We start from the raw sequence: 20,307 nt of genomic DNA on the forward strand, positions 1-20,307 counted from the left end.
CAGCGCCTTCATGCGCGCGAGGAAGGCCTCGGCGCGCTTCTGTTCCTTGAACGGCGGCGCCTCGATCTCGGTCAGCAGCTTCAGGTCCTCGACCGAGCGCTCGTGGTCGGCCTTCACCGCCTCGAGCAGCTTCTGGACCGCGGGCGCTGCCATCAGCTGCGTGTAGGCCTTGTCGACCTCGGGCCGCACCTGCGGCGGGTTGGCGATGGCGCCGCCCTGGGCGAGGGCCGCGCCGGCGGCGCAGAGCAGGGCGAGGGCGATGGGGGCGAGGCGAAACGAGGAGCGGGGCATGCGGGAGATCCGGGCGGTGGAAGTCTGGGTTGAAAGAAAAACCGTCGCGCCATGGATTCGCCGCGACGGGCCGCCGGCGATTCTTATCGGGGGATGAGCATCGCGCTCGGGTTTAATCTTCGTTGCTGTCAGTTTTTCTAACGATGACGATGAAACGCCACATCCCGAGCACGCGCGCGCTGCTGGTCTTCGACGCGGTCGCGCGCCACCACGGCGTGAGCCGCGCCGCCGAGGAGCTGTGCCTCACGCACAGCGCCGTGAGCCAGCAGCTGCGGCTGCTCGAGACCCAGATCGGCGTGCGGCTGGTGCAGCGTTCGGCGCGCGGCACCACGCTGACCGAGGCCGGCCGCCGCTACCACGGCCAGATCGCGGGCGACCTGCTGCGGCTGCAGGACCACACGCTCGAGGCCATGGCCCGGCGCACCGATGGCCTGCGGCTGATCGTGGGCGCGGTGCCGGTGCTGGCCGAGGGCTGGCTGCTGCCGCGGCTGCCGGGCTTCACCGCGCGCCAGCCGGGCTGCAGCCTGCACCTGCAGGTGTTCCCGACGCTGCTCTACATGGAGGACATGCCCTTCGACGTCGGCGTGCAGTACGACGACGCCGTGTGGCCGGGCGCCGAGGCGCGGCCGCTGATGCCCGAGGCCTGCGTGGCGGTCTGCGCGCCCGGCGCGGCCGGCCGGGCCCGGATGGCGCGCGGCGATTTCCGCGAGGCGCGGCTGCTGCACCTGCGCACCCGGCTCGGCGCCTGGGAGGAGTGGTTCGCGCAGGCGCCGGCCGCGACACAGGCGCCCGACAACCTCGTCGCCGGCCATCGCTTCGACCTGTTCTCGATGCTGCTCGAGGCGGTGCGCGCCGACCTCGGCGTGGGCCTGGTGCCGCGCTATTTCGTGGAGCGCGCGCTGCGTTCGGGCGAACTGGCGCTGGCCTGCGCGCACGAGGCGCCGTCGCGCCGCGGCTACAGCGTGTTCGTGCCGCCGAACCGGGCGGCCGATCCGCTGGTGACGGCCTTCGTCGAATGGATCTGCGAGCTGCCCACTGCCTGAGCGGGCCGGGCCTCAGGCGCGGCGGAACAGCAGCACGGAGTTGGTGCCGCCGAAGGCGAAGGAATTGCTGATCGCCGCCTCGAGCGCGGGCGCCTCGGCGTCGCCGGGCGCCACCAGGTTCAGCGCGCAGTCGGGATCGATTTGGCCGCCGTTCACGTTGGGCGGCAGCCGGCGTTCGCGCAGCGCGAGGATGGTGATGACCGCCTCGAGCGCGCCGGCGCCGCCGAGCAGGTGGCCGTGCAGCGCCTTGGTCGAGCTGGTGCGCAGGCCGTCGAGATCGTCGCCCCAGACCGCGGCCAGCGCATTGCGCTCCACCACGTCGCCGATGCGGGTGGCGGTGCCGTGCGCGTTGCAATAGCCCACGTCGCGCGGCGCCAGATCCGCCTGGCGCAGGGCCGAGCGCAATGCGCGCGCCTGGCCGGGCGCGTCGGGCTTGGTGAGATGGGTGGCGTCGCTGCTCAGGCCCCAGCCGGCGAGCAGCGCATGGATGCGCGCGCCGCGCCGGCGCGCGCGCTCGGCCGACTCGAGCACCACGAAGGCCGCGCCCTCGCCGAGCGCGAAGCCGCTGCGGTCGGCCGCGAAGGGCCTGACCGCCTGCGCCGCTTCGCCGCTCTGGAAGCCGGCCAGCGTCATCATGGCCTGCCAGGCCAGCACCACGCCGGGCACGATCAGCGCTTCGCTGCCGCCCGCGATGGCGAGATCGACCTCGCCGCGCTGGATCGCCTTGGCGGCCTCGGCGATCGCCACCGACGACGAGGCGCAGGCCACCGAATAGGTGAGCACCGGGCCCTGCACGCCCTGGCGCATCGACACGTGGGCCGCCGGCGCATTGGGCATGAAGGCCGGAATGGTCAGCGGCGACACGCGGCCGTTGCCGCGGTAGGCGGCCTCGAGCGCCGCCGCGCCGCCCATGCCGCAGCCGCCGTAGACGCCCACGCGCTCGGCATCGAGGCCGCTGTCGGCGAGGGTGGGAATGCCGGCATCGCGCATCGCGAGGTCGGCGGCAGCCACCGCGAGCTGGCTCACGCGGTCGACGCCCGCGAGCTGCAGCTTGGTGAACCAGCGGCTCTCGTCGAAGGCGACGGTGGCGGCGGCGGCCGGCTTGGGGAGTTCGGGGAACACCGGCGCGATGGCCGAGCGGCCCTGCAGCAGGGCCTCGAACAGGGTGTCGGGATGGTCGCCGTGCGGGGCGACCACGCCCAGCCCGGTGACGGCGACCTCCGAGGGCGTGTTCACGCTGGCTTGGCGGCGCGGACCTTGTCGACCAGCACGGCCAGTTCGGCCAGCGTGTCGATGTTGGCGTCCTCGTCGGGCATGGTGATGCCGAAGTGGTCTTCGATGGCGAACAGGAATTCGGCCAGCGCCAGCGAATCGAGCCCGCCTTTCTCCCGCATGGAGGCATGGGGGTCGAGCGTCGACGGTTCGATGCCGTACTTCTCTTGGATCAGGTCCTGCAATTCCTTCAGCGAACTCATCGTGCGATGCCTGTGGTCTCTCTTGCCAGCCGCTGATCGATTGCAATCGATCCCTTCCTCGCTCGGCGTATGTCTAGGGTCGGTGAGCGCCAATGATATCCGCTCCCACCGCAGGGACATGCCGGCCGTAAGGGGGAGTCAGCGTGCTCGATAACCCGGACGCCAGCGCAGCGAGGGCAGCGCGAAGGCCAGTCCGAGCAACGCGCCGGCCAGCGCGTCGAGCGCCACGTGCTGCTTGACCGCCAGCGTCGACCACGCGATGGCCGCGAACCAGAGCCAGTTCAAGAGCCGCGGCCACAGCGGCGTGCGGGCTTCGCGCAACACGTGCTCGAGCCGCACCGCGGTGAAGATCGCCACCGCCACGTGCATCGAGGGGCAGGCATTGCCGGCGGCGTCCACGCCTTGCAGCATCTCGAAGCCCGCATAGCCCGAAACGTCGATGGCCAGAGGAGGTATCTGCGTCGGCCACAGGTAGAACAGGCCCAGCCCCGTGAGGCACAGCCCGCCGACCCAGAAGCCGTAGACCAGCAGCTCGCGGAAGTTCGGCTGCAGCCCGGGCGCCACGCCCACGTAGAGCCACAGCGACAGGTAGGCGCCCAGGAAGTGGGGCTGGAACGGGATCAGTGCGTCGAGCGCGGTCAGCGGCATCACCGTGACCGGGAAGGCCGGGTTGCGCAGCAGGTGGAAGTAGCCGATGAAGAACAGCCAGGTGAAGACCGTGGTGCCGACCGCCTTCAGCAGGAACAGGCAGCGCACGCGGCGCCCGATCTCGGCGCCCCAGGTGGGCGTGGCCGGCGCGGCGGGCAGGGGCAGGGGGAGCGGTCGGTTCATGGCGGGGTGGCGGCCGATCTTGCCAGAGCCCCGTGACCGCCCCCGAAAAGCACCTCAGGCGTGGGCGGACGAGGGACCGCGCTTGCGGTGCTGGAACGAGGTCGGCGAGCGCCCGGTGGCGGCCTTGAACATGGCGCAGAAGGCGCTGTCGGTGGCGTAGCCGCTGGCGGCCGCCACCTGGCTCACGGCCATGCCGCGCGCCAGCAGCGGCAACGCATGCGCCATCACCGCCTGCTGGCGCCACTGCTGCCAGCTCATGCCGAGCTGGTCGCGGAACATGCGCGCCACCGTGTGCTCGCTCGCGCCGATGCTGGCGGCGCGCTCGGCCAGGGTGGCGCGGTCGGCCGGGTTGCGCAGCAGCGCCTCGCAGAGCTGGCGCAGCCGCTTGTCGGCGGGCAGCGGCACGTCGATGCGGATCTGCGTGGCGCGCTCGAGTTCGTCGACCAGGAGCGGCGCGATCATGCGTTCGCGCTGCGGCGCATGCGCGTCGGTGGGTGGCAGGCCGTCGGGCGTGGTGTCCAGCGCCAGCATCAGCGCGCGCAGCAGCGGGCTGATCTCGAGCACCTCGCATTTCTCCCACGCCGGGCCCAGCCAGGCATGCAGGTAGATGGTGCGCAGCTCCGCGTCCTCGATCAGCATGATGCTGTGCGGCATGTCGGCCGGCACCCAGACCGCGCGCGAGGGCGGCACGATGTAGCTGCCGTCCTGGGTGTTGAGGCGGATCACGCCGCGGGTGGAGAAGGTCAGCTGCGGCCACGGATGCTGGTGCAGCTCGACGAAGGTGTCGGCGCTCAGGAAGTGCTCCTTGGCGCGCAGCGGCCGCACCGCGTCGGGCGCGTACAGGTGCGGCGTGAGCGAGGCCACGCTGGTGACCGGCGCGGGCACCGGGGCCGCGCGCGGCTTGTCGGGGCGCGGAACGCCGTCCGCGGGAGTGGGGAGCTCGCTTGGCATAGTTTCGACAAATGTTGTCGCGGTATCGCCATTCTGCCGCCGAGCCCGGACATAGCATCGGGGCTTGCCCCGGTTTTTTGTAGCAATCCATGTCTTCCTCCGCCTCGACCCCTCCCAACGCCACCTCCCCGACCACCCTGCGCAGCGACGCCCAACTGATCGGCCTGGTCGGGCTGGCGCATGCGATCAGCCACTTCAGCCAGCTGATCCTGGCGCCGCTGTTTCCGTGGCTCAAGGACGCTTTCGGCGTGAGCTACACCGAGCTGGGCGCGGTGCTGACGGTGTTCTTCGTGGTCTCGTGCATCGTGCAGGCGGCCTCGGGCTTCATCGTCGACAAGCTGGGCCCGCGGCCGGTGCTGTTCGTGGGCCTGGGCGCGCTGGGGCTGGCGGCCTTCGGCTACGCGGCGGCGCAGAGCTACTGGATGCTGCTGCTGTGCGCCGTGGTCGGCGGCATCGGCAACGGCGTGTTCCACCCGGTCGACTACACGCTGTTCAACCGCAAGGTCGCGCCCACGCGCCTGGGCCATGCCTACAGCGTGCACGGCATCACCGGCAGCCTGGGCTGGGCGCTGGCGCCGGCCTTCGTGGTGCCGATCGCCATCGCCACCTCGTGGCGCGTGGCGCTGGCCTCGGCCGGCGCGCTCGCGATCGTGGTGCTGCTGGTGCTGTGGGCCTACCGCCGCGTGCTCGACCTCGACGTGAAGGCGGTGCACAAGGCCACCGGCCAGGGCGAGGCCGCGGTGGGCGGGCAGTTCGACTTCCTGCGCATCCCGGCGGTGTGGATGTGCTTCGGTTTCTTCTTCTTCTATGCGGCCGTGATCAGCGTGGTCCAGACCTTCGCGCCGGTCGCGGCCGGCCACCTGCACGCGGTGCCGGTCGGTATCGTGGCGGTGTGCCTCACGGTCTACATGGTGGCGAGCTCGGCCGGCATGGTGGCGGGCGGCTTCCTGGCCTCCGATCCCTCGCGCTGCGAGCGCATCGTGGGCCTGGGCTTCGGCATCGCCGCCGCGCTGGCGCTGGTGCTGGCCTTCGCCGACTTCCCGCCGCTGGTGGTGCCGGTGCTGTTCGGTGCCATGGGCTTCGTCTCGGGCGTGGCCGGTCCCTCGCGCGACCTGCTGGTCAAGCGCTCGACGCCGCCCAATGCCACCGGCCGCGTCTACGGCGTGGTCTACGCCGGCCTCGACATCGGGCAGGCCGTGGCGCCGCTGATCTTCGGCCGCCTCATGGACCATGGCCAGTACGTGGCCGTGATCGTGGGCCTGGCGCTCGTGCAGGGCGTGCTGATCGCGAGCGCCTTCAACGTGACGCGCGTGCGCCGCACGGCACTGGTGCCGGCCTCGGCCTGATCCCTGCAGCGCCGCGCGGCCGCCGATATCATCGGCCGCCATGCAGGCCTTGTATCTCTATGTGATCGTCGGCGCGGTGCTGGCGGGATTCGTGCAGGGCCTGTCCGGCTTTGCGTTCAGCATGGTGTCGATGTCGGTCTGGGCCTGGACGCTCGACCCGCAGCTCGCGGCCATCCTCGCGCTGTTCGGCGGCATGACCGGGCAGCTGATCACCGCCTTCAGCGTGCGCCGCCGCTTCGACCGCCAACTGCTCTGGCCCTTCGTCGCCGGCGGCCTCGCGGGCATTCCCTTCGGCGTCTGGCTGCTGCCGCACCTGGACGTCGAGCTGTTCAAGGTCTGCCTCGGCGCGGTGCTGGTGCTGTGGTGCCCCGCGATGCTGATGTCGCAGCGGCTGCCGCGCGTGCGCTTCGGCGGCCGGGTGGCCGACGGCGTGGCCGGTGCCATCGGCGGCGCGATGGCCGGCATCGGCGGCTTCTCGGGCGTGGTGCCCACGCTGTGGTGCACCCTGCGCGGCTTCGAGCGCGACACCCAGCGCGCGGTGATCCAGAACTTCAACCTCACGATGCTGGTGGTGGCCTTCTCGCTGCACGTGGCGCGCGGCGGCGTCGCCGTGTCGACGATCCCGCTGCTGGGCCTGGTCGCGGTGGCCGTGTTCGTGCCGGTGCGGCTCGGCGCGCGGCTGTACATCGGCATCAGCGAAGCCACCTTCCGCAAGATCGTGCTGGGCCTGCTGACGGCCTCGGGCGTGGCGATGCTGGCCTCGGCGCTGCCGGTGCTGCTGCGGCGCTGAAGAAGAGAGAAGAAAAGTCGCGGAACCTTCGCGCGAGGCCCGCCTCCAAAACGGCCCGGGGCCTTTCGCGGCCCTTCGTTTTTTCCGGAGCGTCCCCCCGAAATGCGCCTTTGAGCCTTCCTTGATCGCCGCGATGCATGACCACCGTGCATCGCCTTGCCAACGATTCATCGGAGGGCCGGCATGGCTCATCGCACGCACGCACCGCGCCCGGGTTCAGGGCCGGACGCTTCCTTTTCTCTTTCTTCCACCGCCGGCTTCGAGCTGCGCCACGCCAGCCTCGCGCTGCCGGGCGGGCATCTGTTGTTCGACGATCTCTGCGCGACCTTCCAGCCCGGGCGCATCGGGCTGGTCGGGCGCAATGGCGCCGGCAAGTCGATGCTGCTCGACCTGCTCGCGGGCCGGCGCGAACCCACGGCAGGCGCGATCGTGCGGCCCTCGCGCCGCGTGCACGTGGCGCAGAACGCCGGCGCCGCGCCGGATGCGGACCTGGCCGCGCTCGCGGGCCTCGCGCGTCCCTTCGCCGCGCTCGCGCGCATCGAGGCCGGTCATGCCACGCCCGCCGATTTCGATGACGCCGAAGGCTGCTGGGACCTGCCCGCGCGCTTCGCGGCCGCGCTCGCCGACGCGGGCCTGCCCTGCGCCATCGACCGGCGCGCCGACAGCCTGAGCGGCGGCGAGCGCACCCGCGTCGCGCTGGCCGGCGCCTTCCTCTCGGGCGCCGATGCGCTGCTGCTCGACGAGCCCAGCAACCATCTCGATGTCGATGCACGGCGCTGGCTGCGCGAGCGGCTCGCGGCCTGGCGCGGCGTGGTGGTGGTCGCGAGCCACGACCGCGAACTGCTCGAGGGCATGGACCGCATCGTCGAGATCGCGCCGGCCGGCGGCCTGCGCGGCTGCACCGGCGGCTGGCAGGCCTACAGCGCCTGGCGCGAGCGCGAGGCCGACGCCGCGCAGGCCCGGCTCGCGCACGCGCGCCACGAGCGCGACGCCGCCTTGCGCGAACTGCGCCGGCAGCACGACGCGCAGCAACGCCGTGCCGCGCGCGGCGCGGCCTGGGCGCGCGATGCCAATCTAGGCGGGCTCTACCTGGGCCGCCTCAAGGGCAATGCCGAGGCCCACGCGGGACGCGAGCACGAGCGGCAGCGCGAGAGTCGCGCGGCGCTCGATGCCGCCGTGCGCGAGGCAGCGGCCGGCGTGGCGCCTGCGTCCGCGGTCGCACTCGCGCTGCCGGGCTCGGTGGTTCCCGCCGGGCGCCGCGTCCTGTGGCTCGAGGGCGCGGTGCCCGCACGGCCGGCCGGCGCGAAACCGCTGGACCTGTGCCTGCATGGCCCCGTGCGCATCGGCCTCGGCGGCCCCAATGGCTGCGGCAAGACCAGCCTGCTGCGCATGCTCGCGGGACAGCAGGCGCCGATCGCCGGGCGTTGCGAAGCACCGCTGCGCTCGGCATGGCTCGATCAGGACGGCGGCGCCGCGATGCCGCTCGATAGGTCATTGCTGCGGCAGCTCGATGCGCTGTATTCGCCGCTGCCCGAAGGCGAGCTGCGCACCCGGCTCGCGCTGCTGGGGCTCGGTGCGGCCGAAGTGCTGCGGCCGCTGGCGCAACTGAGCGGCGGCGAACGGCTCAAGGCCGCGCTTGCCTGCGCGCTGTGGAGCGGCGAACCGGCCGAGATGCTGCTGCTCGACGAGCCCACGAACCACCTCGACATCGCCTCGGTGCTCGCGCTCGAGCAGGCGCTCAGGGGCTTTCCGGGCGTGCTCGTCGTGGCCTCGCACGATGCGCGCTTCCTCGACGCGCTCGCGCCGACCCATCGGCTGGTGTCCCGCGATCGAAGCTGGGTGCTGCGCGAGACGGACGGCCCTTAGACGGCCGGCAAAATCTCGCGCACCCGTTCCCAGGGCCGGCACATCAGCGTGCCGCGCGGCGACACCACGATCGGGCGCTGCAGCAGGATCGGATGCTCGACGATGAAGCCGAGGATCTGGTCGTCGCTCCACTTCGGGTCGTCGAGCTTCAGCGCGGCGTACGGTTCTTCCTTGGTGCGCAGCAGTTCGCGCGCCTTCAGGCCCATCGCGTCGGCGAGCTCGCGCAGCTTCTTCTTCGACGGCGGCGTCTTCAGGTACTCGACGATCTCGGGCTCCACGCCGCTTTCGCGGATCAACGACAGCACGTTGCGCGAGGTGCTGCAGTTGGGCTTGTGGTAGATCGTCATCGGGTAGTCGGTGGTGGCTTCTTTGCGGGTCATGACGCGATTATCGGAAGCCGCGGCCCGACGCGCGTCACTCGCCACGTTCCCAGCCCGGCGTGAACGGAAAGCGCTCGGCCCAGAACGCGGCCAGCCGCGGCTCGGCGTCAACGCGCTTCACCACCTCGGCCATGCGCGGCGCCTCGCGGTAGAAGCGCTCGCGGCAGGGCGTCCAGCGCGACATCACGGCCACGTAGAGATCGAGCATGCCGATGCGCTCGCCGAGCAGATAAGGCGAGGGCTCGGCGATCTGCGTGTCCATCAGGTGCCAGCAATGGGCCACGCGCTCGGCCGAGCGCTCGAGCATCGCGGGCTGCGCCGCCTGGTCGGGCACCAGCCGCGCGGGATCGTCGCGCACCCAGAACATCGAATAGATGGCGGCCGGCAGGTAGACCATCCAGCGCAGGTACTGCGCGCGCAGCGCATCGCCGGGTGCGGGACAGAGGCCGGCCTCGGGATGGCGGTCGCCGAGCCAGAGCAGGATCGCCGCGCTCTCGGTCATCAGCTCGCCCGAGGGCAGCACCAGCGCCGGCACCTGGCGCATCGGGTTGAGGCTGGCGATGCGATCGCGCTCGGCATCGCCTTCCCAGGTCGCGATGTCGACCGTGTCGACCTGGTCGCCGAGGCCGATCAGCGTGAGCGCCGCATGCACGGGCGTCGCGCCCGAGCCGGGCGCGCCGTAGAGCGTGTAGCGACCGGGCGCGGCGGAAGGTGGGGTGGTGGGGGATGACGGGGAAGCCATCCACCCAGACTAGCGCGCCCGCGTTCAGGCCGCCAGCAGCGTTTCGACCTCTTGCAGACCTTTCAGCGTCTTGACGCAGGCCTCGGCCACCTCGGTGCCCTTGACCGCGAAGTGGCGGTGGAAGTACTTGCGGTGCTCCACGTGCTCGTGGAAGTGGTGCGGCGTGAGCACGGCCGAGAAGATCGGCACATTGGTCTCGAGTTGCAGCGACATCAGCGTGCTGACCACCGTGCTGGCCACGAACTCGTGGCGGTAGATGCCGCCGTCCACCACCAGCGCGCAGGCCACGATGCCCGCGTAGCGGCCCGACAGCGCGAGCCGCTTGGCATGCAGCGGGATCTCGAAGGCGCCGGGCACGTCGAAGACGTCGATGCGATCGCGCGGCACGCCCAGGCGCTCCATCTCCTCGAGGAAGGCGTCGCGTGCCTGGTGGACGATGTCGGAATGCCACTGCGCCTCGACGAAGGCGATGCGCTGGCCGCGCGGTGCGTCCGTCGCGGCGATGGCGGAAAGGGGAAGGTCGTTGATCTGACTCATGGTGTGCCTCTTCGAAAGCAGGTTTCCTGAATCAGGGCGCACGAAACCACGGAGCAGACCGCACGCTCCATGGCAGAAGCGCGCGGGCCGGCCCGCATTTCGCGCTCTCTTTCATCCGGACTGTGACCGTCGGCCCCGGGATCGCACCGGGTCTGCTGACCCCGCGGCTCGTTGCAAGCCACGGGCGCTCGCGGGCTCATGCAGTACCTTCCTTCGAAGAACACCGCCATCACCGCCGGTGGGGAATTGCACCCCGCCCTGAGAACGCTTGCCCCGGCTCGCACCGGGGCGAGGGCGATTCTAGGCAGGCGGCGCGCCCGGCCCTGTCGCGCACGGGCCAAGACCCCAGGCCGCCGGGGGTGGCCCGCGGCCGGCTCAGCGCGCCGCGAGGAACTCGGCCATGCGCCCGAGCTCGTCGTCGAGCGCTGCGCGGAAGGCCGCGCCGTGCGGCTTGCGGCCCTCGACGTAGCCGAAGGCGGGCTGGGGCCGTCCCTCGGGCGCGCTCACGTTGGCCCAGCCGATCACGCGGTCGTGCCATAGCAGCGGCAACGCGTAGTAGCCGAACTGGCGCTGCGGCGCGGGCGTGTAGGCCTCGAACTTGTAGGTCCAGCCCCAGAGCAGCTCGAAGCGGCGGCGGTCCCACACCACGGGGTCGAAGGGCGCGAGCAGGCGCACCGCGTCGTCGGGTGCATGGCGGCGCGAGGCCGGGTTCTCGTCGGCCGGCCAGTACCAGGTGGTGCCGTCGATGCGCAGGCTCGCGAGCTCCTCGCGCGCGAGGCGCAGCGCGGCCTGCGTCTGCGCCGACAGGTGCGGCGCGCCGTAGCCGAGCAGCCGCACCAGGTAGGTCAGGCTGCCGGCCGGCAGCGGCGCGTACTTGCGCACGATCAGTTCGATCAGCGCGGCCGCGCGGCGCGCGCGACCGGCCGGGCTCTCGTCGGCCGGCGCATGCTCGACCGCCTCGTAGATGCGCGTGCCGCTGTCGCGCCGCACGACGCGCAGCAGGCCGCGGTAGTGCATGCCGTCGAGCAGGTGCGTCGACGCATTGCCCGAGCCGCCCCAGTAGTTGCGCATGCGACCGTGCGCGAAGTGCTGCTCGACCTCGCGCGGATGCACGCGGCCGCGCTCGCGCACGAAGGCCAGCACGTCGGCCGCCTTGCGCCGCGTCTCGGCGTCCCAGGGCTTGGCGGCCTCGCGCGGATGCATCAGCGCCAGGTGCTCGCGCGGCAGGAAGCCGTAGTTGACCAGGCAGTCCTCCTCGATCGCGAGCCGCGTGTAGCGCCGCTCGAGGTCGCCCGCGCGGTAGTCGTTGACACGGTGGCGCAGCGTCAGGTCCTGCGCGCGCGCCGGGGCGCGGATCGGATCGGCCTGCACGAAGCCGAGCTTCCTGATCGCGCTGGGGAGCGTGGTGGGCTTGAACAGGGTGCGCGCCACGGCGTAGCGGCGCAGGTCGTCGAGGCTGGGGGCGGGCATGGGCGCATTGCAGCACAGGCCGCCATGGCCTGCTTGCCCCCGCGCCGGGGTCAGACCGCGCTGCGATGCCGCTCGATGCAGACGTCGAGCGTCTCGGCCCCCGGTCGCTGCCACCAGTCGAGGTTCGAGAAGATCTCGACCTCGCTGAAGCCCGCGAAGCCGGCTTCTTCGACCCAGCCGCGGATCTTCTTCAGCTCGACCACGCCGTCGCCCATCATCCCGCGGTCGGACAGCAGGTCGCGCGTGGGCGTGAGCCAGTCGCAGACGTGGTAGGCCAGGAGGCGCTCGCGGCCCGCGCGCGCGATCTGCTGCTGCAGCTTCGGGTCCCACCACACATGGTAGATGTCGAGCGCCACGCCGAGCATGCCGCTCCTGCCCGCATCGAGCTCGTCGCAGAGGTCGAGCGCGTGCTCCAGCGTGTTGATGCAGGCGCGGTCGGCCGCCTGCATGGGGTGCAGGGGCTCGATGGCCAGCGGCATGCCGACTTCGCGTGCGTATTCGAGCGAGGCCGCGATGCCGTCGCGCACTTCGCCACGTGCGCGGGCGATGTCCTTGTAGGCCGCCTTGCCGTCGAGCGCGCCGGGCAGCGCGCCGACCACCAGCACGAGGCAGGGCGCATCGAGCGTCTTCGCTTCGTCGATGGCGCGGCGGTTGTCGTCGAGCGCGGCCTTCAGGCCCGCGGCATCGGGTGCCGGGAAGAAGCCGCCGCGGCAGTAGCCCGAGAGGCCGATGCCGTGCGTCTTCAACTGCCGCGCGATCTTGTCGATGCCGACGGCCGCGACCTGGTCGCGCCAGGGGCTGATGGCGCGGATGCCGCGCTCGGCGCACTGGTCGACGATGCGGTCGAGCGGCACTTCGGCGCCCGACTGCTTGCGCACCGTGGCGGTGTTGATCGAGAGCCAGTCGTGGTTCTGCGAGAAGTCGCGCATGGACGGGCTCACTCCACGCCGTGCAGCGACAGCAGCGTCTTCATGCGCCGCACCGCGAGCTCGGGCTGCTCGAACAGGTGGGCCGCGTCGGCCAGCCGGAACAGCTCGGCGAAGTGCTGCAGCGAGCGCGTGCTCTGCTGGCCGCCGACCATGGTGAAGTGCTTCTGGTGGCCGTTGAGCCAGGCCATGAAGACCACGCCGGTCTTGTAGAAGCGCGTGGGCGCGGCAAAGATGTGGCGCGACAGCGGCACGGTGGGGCCGAGGATCTCGTGGAAGCGCTCGACGCGGCCCGCGGCCAGTTCGCCGAGGGCGGCGCTGGCGGCCGGCGCGATGGCGTCGAAGATGCCCAGCAGCGCATCGCTCTTGCCGTGCGTGGGGTGGCTGCCGTGGCCGTCGCCCGCGATCAGCTCGGCGTAGTTGAAGTCGTCGCCGGTGTACATGCGCACGCCCTGGCCGTCGGGGCCGCCGGTGGCCGGCAGGCGGCGGCGCATCGCGATCTCCTTATCCTTGTCGAGCAGCGAGATCTTGATGCCGTCGACCTTGTCGGGATGGGCCGCGATCACGCCGAGCGCGGTTTCCATCGCGGCATCGACGTCGGTCGTGCCCCAGTAGCCGGCCAGCGCGGGGTCGAACATCTCGCCGAGCCAGTGCAGCACCACGGGCTGCTTCGCCTGGCTCAGGATGCGGTCGTACACGCGCTCGTAGTCGGCCGGGCCCTTCGCCACGCGCACCAGCGCGCGGCTGCACATCACGATCAGCTTGCCGCCGAGCTTCTCGATGGCGGCCATCTGTTCCTCGTAGCCGCGGATCACGTCGTCCACGCTCTTCACCGCATCGAGGTCGAGGTGGTCGGTGCCGCAGCCCGAGGCCACGAGCGCGCCGGGAATGTCGCTGGCGGCATCGATCGAGCGGCGGATCAGCTCGAGCGAGGTCGGCCAGTCCAGGCCCATGCCGCGCTGCGCGGTGTCCATGGCCTCGGCCACGCCCAGCCCGAGCGCGTAGAGGTGGCGCCGGTAGGCGAGGGTGGCGTCCCAGTCGACCGCGCATTGCAGCCAGGGATCGATGGCGGCCAGCGGGTCGGCCACGACGTGCGCGGCCGAGTAGGCGATGCGGTCGAAGCGCACGCCCGCGGGCGGCTTCGGCGGCGTGCTGCCGCGCAGCGCGTAGTCGGCGAGCGCGCCGCCGGCGGTGGGGAGCTTGAGCGAGAGGGCCATGCGGTCGGGTCTCCGGGTCTCAGACCTTCAGCGCGGGCACGTCGACCCAGCGGCGGTCCTGCCACGATTCGAGCGCGGCCTCGACCAGCTGCACGCCCTTGGCGCCTTCGGGCAGGGTCCACTTGTAGGGCGCGTCCTCCACCACGTGGCGGATGAAGTGCTCCCACTGGATCTTGAAGCCGTTGTCGTAGACCTGCGAGTCAGGGATCTCCTGCCACTGGTCGAAGAAGTTCATGGTCTGCTTCTCGTCGGGGTTCCACACCGGGCGTGGCGTGGCGACGCGCGACTGGGCCCGGCAGCTCGACAGGCCGGCCACGGCCGAGCCGTCGGTGCCGTCGACGTGGAAGGTCACGAGGTCGTCGCGGCGCACGCGCGTGACCCAGCTCATGTTGATCTGCGCGATCACCGGCTCGCCGTTGTGGCCGGTGAGTTCGCAGGTGGCGTAGGCGGCGTCGTCGGCCGTGGCCTCGTAGGGCTGGCCGGCCTCGTCCCAGCGCTTCGGGATGTGGGTGGTGCCCAGGCAGCTCACCGACTTCACCTCGCCGAACAGGTTGTCGAGCACATAGCGCCAGTGGCACATCATGTCGAGGATCATCCCGCCGCCGTCTTCCTTGCGGTAGTTCCAGCTCGGGCGCTGGATCGGCTGCAGGTCGCCCTCGAACACCCAGTAGCCGAACTCCAGGCGCACGCTCAGCATGCGGCCGAAGAAGCCGGCGCGGCGCAGCATGTCGAGCTTGCGCAGGCCGGGCAGGAACAGCTTGTCCTGCACCGCGCCGTGCTTGAGGCCGTGCTTCTCCTTGGCTTCCTCGGCCAGGCGCGCGATCTCCACCGCCTCGTTGAGGTTGGTCGCGATCGGCTTCTCGCAATAGACGTGCTTGCCGGCGCGGATCGCCTTGGCCAGCAGGGTGGGGCGCATCTGCGTGGTGCCGGCGTCGAAGAAGACGGTGTCGTCCTTGTTCTCGAGCGCCTTGTCGAGGTCGGTGCCCCAGCGCTGGATGCCGTGGGCCTTGGCCAGCGCCTCGATCTTCTCGGCGTTGCGGCCGATCAGGATCGGGTCGGGCATCACCTTGTCGCCGTTCGACAGCGTCACGCCGCCCTGGGCGCGAATGGCGCAGATCGAGCGGATCAGGTGCTGGTTCATGCCCATGCGGCCTGTGACGCCGTGCATGATGATTCCTAGACGTTGGGTGGGCATGTTCTTTCCTTGAGTGAGAGAGGGGACGGAGAAGCGCTGCTTCAGTAGACGGAACGCATGGCGTCCCACGAGATGCCCGCGCCGGGCTGGCCGGTGGCGAAGCCGGGCGCGGAAGCGAGCGAGGACAGGGCGAGCTGTCCGCCGCGGATCGCGAGGCGCACCGCGCCATCGCTGGATTCGTAGAGGTCGGGGTGGGCGCGCAGCAGCGCCTGCTGCTCGGCCACGGGCACGGCCGCGAGGCCGTTGACGTAGTGGTGGCCGTTGCGCTCGACGTGCGAGAGGCCGAGCCAGCTCACCAGCGCCAGGTCCTGCTGCACGCCGAGGCCGGCCTGCATGGTCAGGTCCTCGCCCGAGAGGAAGTGGCGCGTGCCGTCGTCGGCCGCGTTCCAGCGCGCGCAGCGCGCCGCGTTGACGACCGACTTGTAGAAGCCCTTGCAGCTCTTGCTCGACACGCCGGTGTAGCCGAGTTCGCGCGCCCGCACGAAGGCATCGAGCGTGGCATCGGATTCGTCGATGAGCAGCGGGATGCGCCGGCCGAGCGAGCGCACGTCGCGCTCGAGTGCGGCGTCGCGCCGGATCGGCTGCTCGACGAACACCGTCTTCTTCGCGAGCGCCCACAGCGCGGGCGTGGACAGCAGGCGGTCGAGGAAGGCGCCGAAGGCATCGGCATCGGCGTACTGCTCGTTGCCGTCGAGCGTGACCAGCTGCGCATGGCCGTCGATGGCGTGCGCGATGCGCTCGAGCCGGTCGATGTCGCGCGCGGTGTCGCCGCAGAGCTTGAGCTTGAAGTGCGTGAGGCCGTAGCGGCGCACGGCGGCCACGAGCGTGGTGGGCAGGCCGTCGTCGGGTGCGTCGGGCAGGGCATCGCCGTCGTCGATCGCGTCGGCCAGGCCCACGGTGTGGCGCGCGGCGATGCGGTCCGAGGGGCGCTGCCGCGCGAGGAAGCCGGGCATGTCGAAGCCGGCGAGGTCGTCGGCCAGGCCGCTGCCCGCGATGTCGATGCCGCCGAGGTTGGCGCTCATCGCGGCGGCGAAGCCGGTGCCGGCGTGCAGGCACAGCGCATCGAAGATCGCGCGGTCGACCAGGGCCGGCCCATAGCCCGCCACCAGCGGCTGCAGACCCTTGGCGCGGGCGCGCGCCATCAGCGCGGCGTAGTTGGCGGCGAAATGGGTCCACGCGGTCTGGGCATCGGCCTCGCCGGTGTAGGCCTCGCGCGCGTCGCGCAGCGCGAAGCGCAACTGCTCGAAGTTCTGTTCGTTGGTGAGCGCCGGGTTCTTGTCGAACCACTTGGGCACCATCATCTCGGCCGCGCAGCCGCTGGCCGTGCGGCCGTCCTCGAAGCGGATGCGCGCGCGCACGTAGATCTGCGGGCAGGCGGTGACGGTGGCGGCGCCGAAGCGGAACGGCAGCCGCAGCGCGACGTCGCGCTCGGCGAAGCGGATCTCCTCGACGTGGAAACGGGGCGCGTCCATGGCTTGGCTCTCAGTGGTCCAGGATGCCCTGCGAGAAGAAATGCGCGCGCACCAGCTTCGTGTAGTGGCCGAACTCGCTCGAGGCCATCATGTCGAGCGTGCGGGCGCGCGGCAGCTCGATGTCGTAGACCGCCGCGATCGAGCCGGGGCGCTCGCTCATCACGATCACGCGGTCCGACAGGAAGATGGCCTCGGGGATGCTGTGGGTGATCAGCATCACGGTCTTCTTCGAGGCCATCCAGATGCGCTGCAGCTCGAGGTTCATCTTCTCGCGCGTCATCGCGTCGAGCGCGCCGAAGGGCTCGTCCATCAGCAGCACCGACGGGTCGTGCAGCAGCGCGCGGCAGATCGAGGCGCGCTGCTGCATGCCGCCCGAGAGCTGCCACGGGTACTTCTTCTCGAAACCCGTGAGGCCAGCCATCTGCATCAGCTCGCGCGCCTTGGTGCGTGCGGCCTCGAGCGGCAGGTGGCGCATCTCGGCCTGCAGCAGGATGTTGTCCTCCACGCTGCGCCAGGGCAGCAGCACCGCGCTCTGGAACACGATGCCCACGTCCTTCTGCGGCCCCTGGATCGGCTTGCCCGCCAGCGTGAGGCTGCCGCCGCTGATCGGCAGCAGGCCCGCCACCATCTTGAGCAGGGTGCTCTTGCCGCAGCCCGAGGGGCCGACGACCGAGACGAACTCGCCCTCGCGGATCGCGAAGTCGAGCGGCTTCAGCGATTCGACCGGGCCGTCCTTGCTCTGGTAGGTTTTCGAGACGCCGCGCGCTTCGATCAGGTTGACTTGGGACATGGGTGCGTGAGGGAGGTCGGGATGCGGGCGCGCGGGCGAAGGGAGATCAGTTCGGCAGGAAATCGAGCGTCACGTAGTCCTCGGGCTTGCCGCGCGTCGAGGCGTCCATGCCGCCGTACTGCACCAGCAGGTCCAGCGAGTCGTTGACGTTCTTCATCGCCACGCGGAAGGGGCGCTGGTTCGCCGTGTCCTTGGTGTGATAGAGCGCCACGCTCTGCTTCATGCCCACGATCAGCGTGTCGCGCACGCCGGCCTTGGGGTTGGCCTTGAGCATCGCGTCGACCGCGGCCTCGGGGCTCTTCTCGGCGGCTTCGGCGGCCTTGGTCGAGGCGCGCATGAAGCGCTTCACCAGGTCGGGGTTCTCGGTCAGCAGGTTCTTGTTGGCGATGATCCCCGAGCTGATCTGGTTCACGCCCGAGTCGGCGAAGCGGATCGGCGACACCGGCTTGCCGGTGGCGTCCTGCAGCTTGATGGCCTGGTCCATCACGTAGCCCAGCAGCATGTCGGCCTGGCCATTGATCACCGCATTGAGCTTGGTCTGGCCGTCGCCCGAGACGATCTTCACCTGGTCGGCCTTGATGTCGTTGACCTTGAGGAACAGCGGCCACATCTGCGACATCGAGTCGCCCGGCGTCACGGCCACGGTCTTGCCGATGATGTCCTTCGGCGTCTTGATGTTCTTCTCGCTGAAGCCCATGACCGACATCGGGCTGACCTGGAACAGCACGCCGGTGGACTTCAGCGGCGCGCCCTTGGCGGCGGCCTTGATCATGGTCGTGACGTCGATGTAGCCGAAGGTCGCCGACTTGGCGGCCACCGCCTGCGCGGTGACGGCGGAGCCGCGGCCTTCCTGGATGTCGAGGTCGATGCCTTCCTCGGCGTAGAAGCCCTTTTCCTTGCCGAGGAAGAAGGGCGCGTGCTCGCTGTAGAGGTACCAGTTGAGCATCAGCGTGACCTTGTCCTTGGGCTTGTCGCCCTGCGCATGCGCGGGGGCGATGGCGAAGGTGGCGAGCGCGGCGGCGGCGAGCAGCGTGGGAAGCAGTTTCTTCATGTCTTGTCTCCGGGAGAGTTGTTGGCTGGGGCGAAGGAACCAGGGAGGAGGAACTCAGTTGGCGTGGCGCTGCGAGGCGTGCCAGGGAATCATCACGCGCTCGACCAGGTCGACCGCCACGAACAGGACCACGCCGATGCTCGAGAGCACGACCAGCGCGGCGAACATCAGCGGCAGGTCGAAGTTGCCGTTGGCCACCTGCAGCACGTAGCCGATGCCCGAGTTGGAGCCGACGAACTCGCCGACCACCGCGCCGACCACGGCCAGCGTGACCGAGACCTTGAGGCCGCTGAAGATCTGCGGCAGCGCCTGCGGCAGGCTGATCTTGAAGAAGGTCTGCAGCCGGCTCGCGCCCATCGAGCGCGCGAGGTCGAGCATGTCGGGCTCGACCGACTTGAAGCCCATCACGGTGGAGACCACCACCGGGAAGAAGCCCAGCAGGAAGGCCGAGATCACCTTGGGGAAGATGCCGAAGCCGAACCACACCACGAACAGCGGCGCGATCGCGACCTTGGGGATGCTCTGCGAGAACACCAGCAGCGGATAGACGTAGGACTCGACCAGCCGCGAGTAGGCGATGACCATCGCGATCGGAATGCCGATCACGATCGTGAGGCCGAAGCCGCCGAGCGTGGCGAGCGTGGTCTTCCAGCTCTCGGCCAGCAGGCGCGGCCATTCGTTGACCAGCTGCTTGACCACCTCCCAGGGCGGCGGGATCAGGTAGGCCGGAATCTTGAACAGGCGGATCGCGAGGTCCCACAGCACCAGCAGCAGCAGGATCAGCAGGAAGGGGCGCAGCGCCGGGGAGAGCAGGAGTTTGCGGATCATGGAGAGCGCGCCGGTGGCGGCGCGGGGCGTTCGGTCGGAAGTCGGTGGGCTGCGGGAGAGACGGGTGCTGGCGGAAGAGGCGTTACTGCTGGACCGCGAGGCCGGCGGCCTTCACGAGCTCGGCGTTGCTCGCGATCTCCTGCTTGATGTAGGCATCGAACTGCGCGGGCTTGAGCGTCCAGGCATCGGCGCCGAGCTTGAGGAAGCGCTCCTTCACCTCGGGCGTGGCGAGGGCCTTCGCCACTTCGTCGTGCAGGCGGTCGACCACGGCGCGCGGCGTCTTCGCGGGCGCCATCATCCCGATCCAGAAGTTGAACTCGGAGCCGGGCACGCCGGCCTCGGCGGTGGTGGGTACGTCGGGCAGGGCGGCCGCGCGCTTGGGCGAACCCACGGCGAGCGCCAGCAGCTGGCCTTCCTTGATCTGGCCGATGACCGGCGCGATCGGCGAGAAGTAGTAGTCGACGCGGCCCGAGAGCACCTCGGTGACGGCCTCTCCCGATCCCTTGAACGGGATGTTGGTGGCGTCGATCTTGGCGGCCATCTTGAACTTCTCGGCGTTCAGGTGCGTGGCGCTGCCCTGGCCGGCCGAGGCGAAATTCATGCTGCCGGGCTTGGCGCGCGCGGCGGCCAGCAGCTGGGGCAGCGTCTTGATGTTCTTCGAGGGCGCGATCACCAGCGCGTTGGGCAGCGAGGAGATCGGCGTGACGCCGGCGAAGTCGTTCACCGTGTCGAAGGGCAGCTTGGCGAAGGTGGAGGGGCTGACCGTGTGCGACGACGAATGGATCATCACCGTGTAGCCGTCGGCCGCCGCGGTGGCCACCGCCTGCTGGCCGATGGTGCCGCTGGCGCCGCCGCGGTTCTCGATCACCAGCGGCTGGCCCATGCTCGCGCCCATCTTGTCGGCGATGGCGCGCGCAATGATGTCGGTGGTGCTGCCGGCGGCGAAGGGCACGATCACGCGGATCGGCTTGCTGGGGTAGGCGACTTCGGCGCCGGCGAGGGCGGGGAGCAGGGCGCCCAGGCCGACGATCGCGGCCAGCGTGGCGGTGCGTGCGAGTTGCTTCATGGGTCTTTGTCTCCGCGCGGCGGGGCCGCTGGTGTCGTTG

General features: G+C 70.7%; 20 protein-coding genes, 1 pseudogene and 1 riboswitch. Of the genes and pseudogenes, 4 read left to right on the forward strand and 17 right to left on the reverse strand.

What is annotated here, in order from left to right:
• Positions 1-291 (reverse strand): annotated as a pseudogene (locus KV106_RS33375) (M20/M25/M40 family metallo-hydrolase); the annotation flags it as partial.
• A gap of 149 nt (positions 292-440) precedes the next feature.
• Here KV106_RS33375 and KV106_RS33380 point away from each other — a divergent pair.
• A complete protein-coding gene (locus tag KV106_RS33380; protein ID WP_261215794.1) occupies positions 441-1,334 on the forward strand; it encodes a LysR substrate-binding domain-containing protein in 894 nt (297 codons plus the stop codon).
• Between the two features lie 12 nt (positions 1,335-1,346).
• Here KV106_RS33380 and KV106_RS33385 read toward each other — a convergent pair whose 3' ends face one another.
• The 4 genes from KV106_RS33385 to KV106_RS33400 all read right to left on the reverse strand — a co-directional run bounded on the left by KV106_RS33385 (position 1,347) and on the right by KV106_RS33400 (position 4,591).
• On the reverse strand, positions 1,347-2,570 hold the full coding sequence (locus KV106_RS33385) for a beta-ketoacyl-[acyl-carrier-protein] synthase family protein (RefSeq protein WP_261215796.1): 1,224 nt from the start codon (positions 2,568-2,570) through the stop codon (positions 1,347-1,349).
• Positions 2,567-2,809, reverse strand: coding sequence for an acyl carrier protein (locus KV106_RS33390; protein WP_057597863.1), 243 nt, complete (start codon positions 2,807-2,809; stop codon positions 2,567-2,569). Before KV106_RS33390 ends, KV106_RS33385 begins: the two co-directional genes overlap by 4 nt.
• A 138-nt stretch (positions 2,810-2,947) precedes the next feature.
• Positions 2,948-3,640 (reverse strand): phosphatase PAP2 family protein, encoded by a 693-nt coding sequence (locus KV106_RS33395; protein WP_057598302.1) that lies wholly within the window; start codon positions 3,638-3,640, stop codon positions 2,948-2,950.
• A gap of 54 nt (positions 3,641-3,694) precedes the next feature.
• Positions 3,695-4,591: an AraC family transcriptional regulator gene (locus KV106_RS33400; protein ID WP_261215798.1), complete on the reverse strand. Its 897-nt coding sequence runs from the start codon at positions 4,589-4,591 to the stop codon at positions 3,695-3,697.
• A gap of 89 nt (positions 4,592-4,680) precedes the next feature.
• Here KV106_RS33400 and KV106_RS33405 point away from each other — a divergent pair, with 89 nt between their 5' ends.
• From KV106_RS33405 to KV106_RS33415, 3 genes are all read left to right on the forward strand, one after another.
• Positions 4,681-5,937, forward strand: coding sequence for an MFS transporter (locus KV106_RS33405; protein ID WP_261215800.1), 1,257 nt, complete (start codon positions 4,681-4,683; stop codon positions 5,935-5,937).
• 40 nt (positions 5,938-5,977) lie between these two features.
• Entirely contained in the window at positions 5,978-6,727 is a 750-nt protein-coding gene (locus KV106_RS33410; RefSeq protein ID WP_261215801.1) for a sulfite exporter TauE/SafE family protein, read from the forward strand.
• 183 nt (positions 6,728-6,910) lie between these two features.
• Positions 6,911-8,593 (forward strand): ATP-binding cassette domain-containing protein, encoded by a 1,683-nt coding sequence (locus tag KV106_RS33415; RefSeq protein WP_261215802.1) that lies wholly within the window; start codon positions 6,911-6,913, stop codon positions 8,591-8,593.
• On the opposite strand, the gene arsC is transcribed toward KV106_RS33415, so the two are convergent.
• The 12 genes from arsC to KV106_RS33475 all read right to left on the reverse strand — a co-directional run bounded on the left by arsC (position 8,590) and on the right by KV106_RS33475 (position 20,267).
• Positions 8,590-8,973 carry an arsenate reductase (glutaredoxin) gene (arsC, locus tag KV106_RS33420; RefSeq protein ID WP_261215809.1) on the reverse strand — a complete coding sequence of 128 codons (384 nt, stop codon included), beginning with the start codon at positions 8,971-8,973 and terminating at the stop codon, positions 8,590-8,592. The genes KV106_RS33415 and arsC overlap by 4 nt on opposite strands.
• Positions 8,974-9,007: 34 nt before the next feature.
• Positions 9,008-9,715, reverse strand: a complete 708-nt coding sequence (locus tag KV106_RS33425; protein ID WP_261215811.1) for a glutathione S-transferase family protein — start codon at positions 9,713-9,715, stop codon at positions 9,008-9,010.
• Positions 9,716-9,739: 24 nt separating this feature from the next.
• Positions 9,740-10,252 (reverse strand): 6,7-dimethyl-8-ribityllumazine synthase, encoded by a 513-nt coding sequence (locus KV106_RS33430; RefSeq protein ID WP_057596132.1) that lies wholly within the window; start codon positions 10,250-10,252, stop codon positions 9,740-9,742.
• A 99-nt stretch (positions 10,253-10,351) separates the two neighbouring features.
• Positions 10,352-10,522, reverse strand: a riboswitch (FMN riboswitch).
• Positions 10,523-10,627: 105 nt separating this feature from the next.
• Positions 10,628-11,722, reverse strand: a complete 1,095-nt coding sequence (locus KV106_RS33435) for a DNA glycosylase AlkZ-like family protein (RefSeq protein ID WP_261215812.1) — start codon at positions 11,720-11,722, stop codon at positions 10,628-10,630.
• A 50-nt stretch (positions 11,723-11,772) separates the two neighbouring features.
• Positions 11,773-12,651: a sugar phosphate isomerase/epimerase family protein gene (locus KV106_RS33440; RefSeq protein ID WP_261215815.1), complete on the reverse strand. Its 879-nt coding sequence runs from the start codon at positions 12,649-12,651 to the stop codon at positions 11,773-11,775.
• Positions 12,652-12,659: 8 nt separating this feature from the next.
• Positions 12,660-13,865: a dihydrodipicolinate synthase family protein gene (locus KV106_RS33445; protein WP_057596127.1), complete on the reverse strand. Its 1,206-nt coding sequence runs from the start codon at positions 13,863-13,865 to the stop codon at positions 12,660-12,662.
• 19 nt (positions 13,866-13,884) lie between these two features.
• On the reverse strand, positions 13,885-15,060 hold the full coding sequence (locus KV106_RS33450) for a Gfo/Idh/MocA family protein (RefSeq protein ID WP_057596126.1): 1,176 nt from the start codon (positions 15,058-15,060) through the stop codon (positions 13,885-13,887).
• A 41-nt stretch (positions 15,061-15,101) separates the two neighbouring features.
• The gene (locus KV106_RS33455) at positions 15,102-16,532 is read right to left on the reverse strand and encodes an enolase C-terminal domain-like protein (RefSeq protein WP_261215817.1); all 1,431 of its coding nucleotides are present in this window, start codon (positions 16,530-16,532) and stop codon (positions 15,102-15,104) included.
• Between the two features lie 10 nt (positions 16,533-16,542).
• Positions 16,543-17,322, reverse strand: a complete 780-nt coding sequence (locus tag KV106_RS33460; RefSeq protein ID WP_261215819.1) for an ABC transporter ATP-binding protein — start codon at positions 17,320-17,322, stop codon at positions 16,543-16,545.
• Positions 17,323-17,368: 46 nt separating this feature from the next.
• On the reverse strand, positions 17,369-18,373 hold the full coding sequence (locus KV106_RS33465) for an ABC transporter substrate-binding protein (protein ID WP_261215821.1): 1,005 nt from the start codon (positions 18,371-18,373) through the stop codon (positions 17,369-17,371).
• Between the two features lie 54 nt (positions 18,374-18,427).
• Positions 18,428-19,201, reverse strand: coding sequence for an ABC transporter permease (locus KV106_RS33470; protein ID WP_057596119.1), 774 nt, complete (start codon positions 19,199-19,201; stop codon positions 18,428-18,430).
• Between the two features lie 82 nt (positions 19,202-19,283).
• Complete coding sequence (locus KV106_RS33475; protein WP_057596118.1) at positions 19,284-20,267, reverse strand: tripartite tricarboxylate transporter substrate binding protein; 984 nt, start codon at positions 20,265-20,267, stop codon at positions 19,284-19,286.
• Positions 20,268-20,307 lie beyond the last annotated feature (40 nt).

The organism is Variovorax endophyticus (genome assembly GCF_025376855.1).
GTDB lineage: Bacteria > Pseudomonadota > Gammaproteobacteria > Burkholderiales > Burkholderiaceae_C > Variovorax.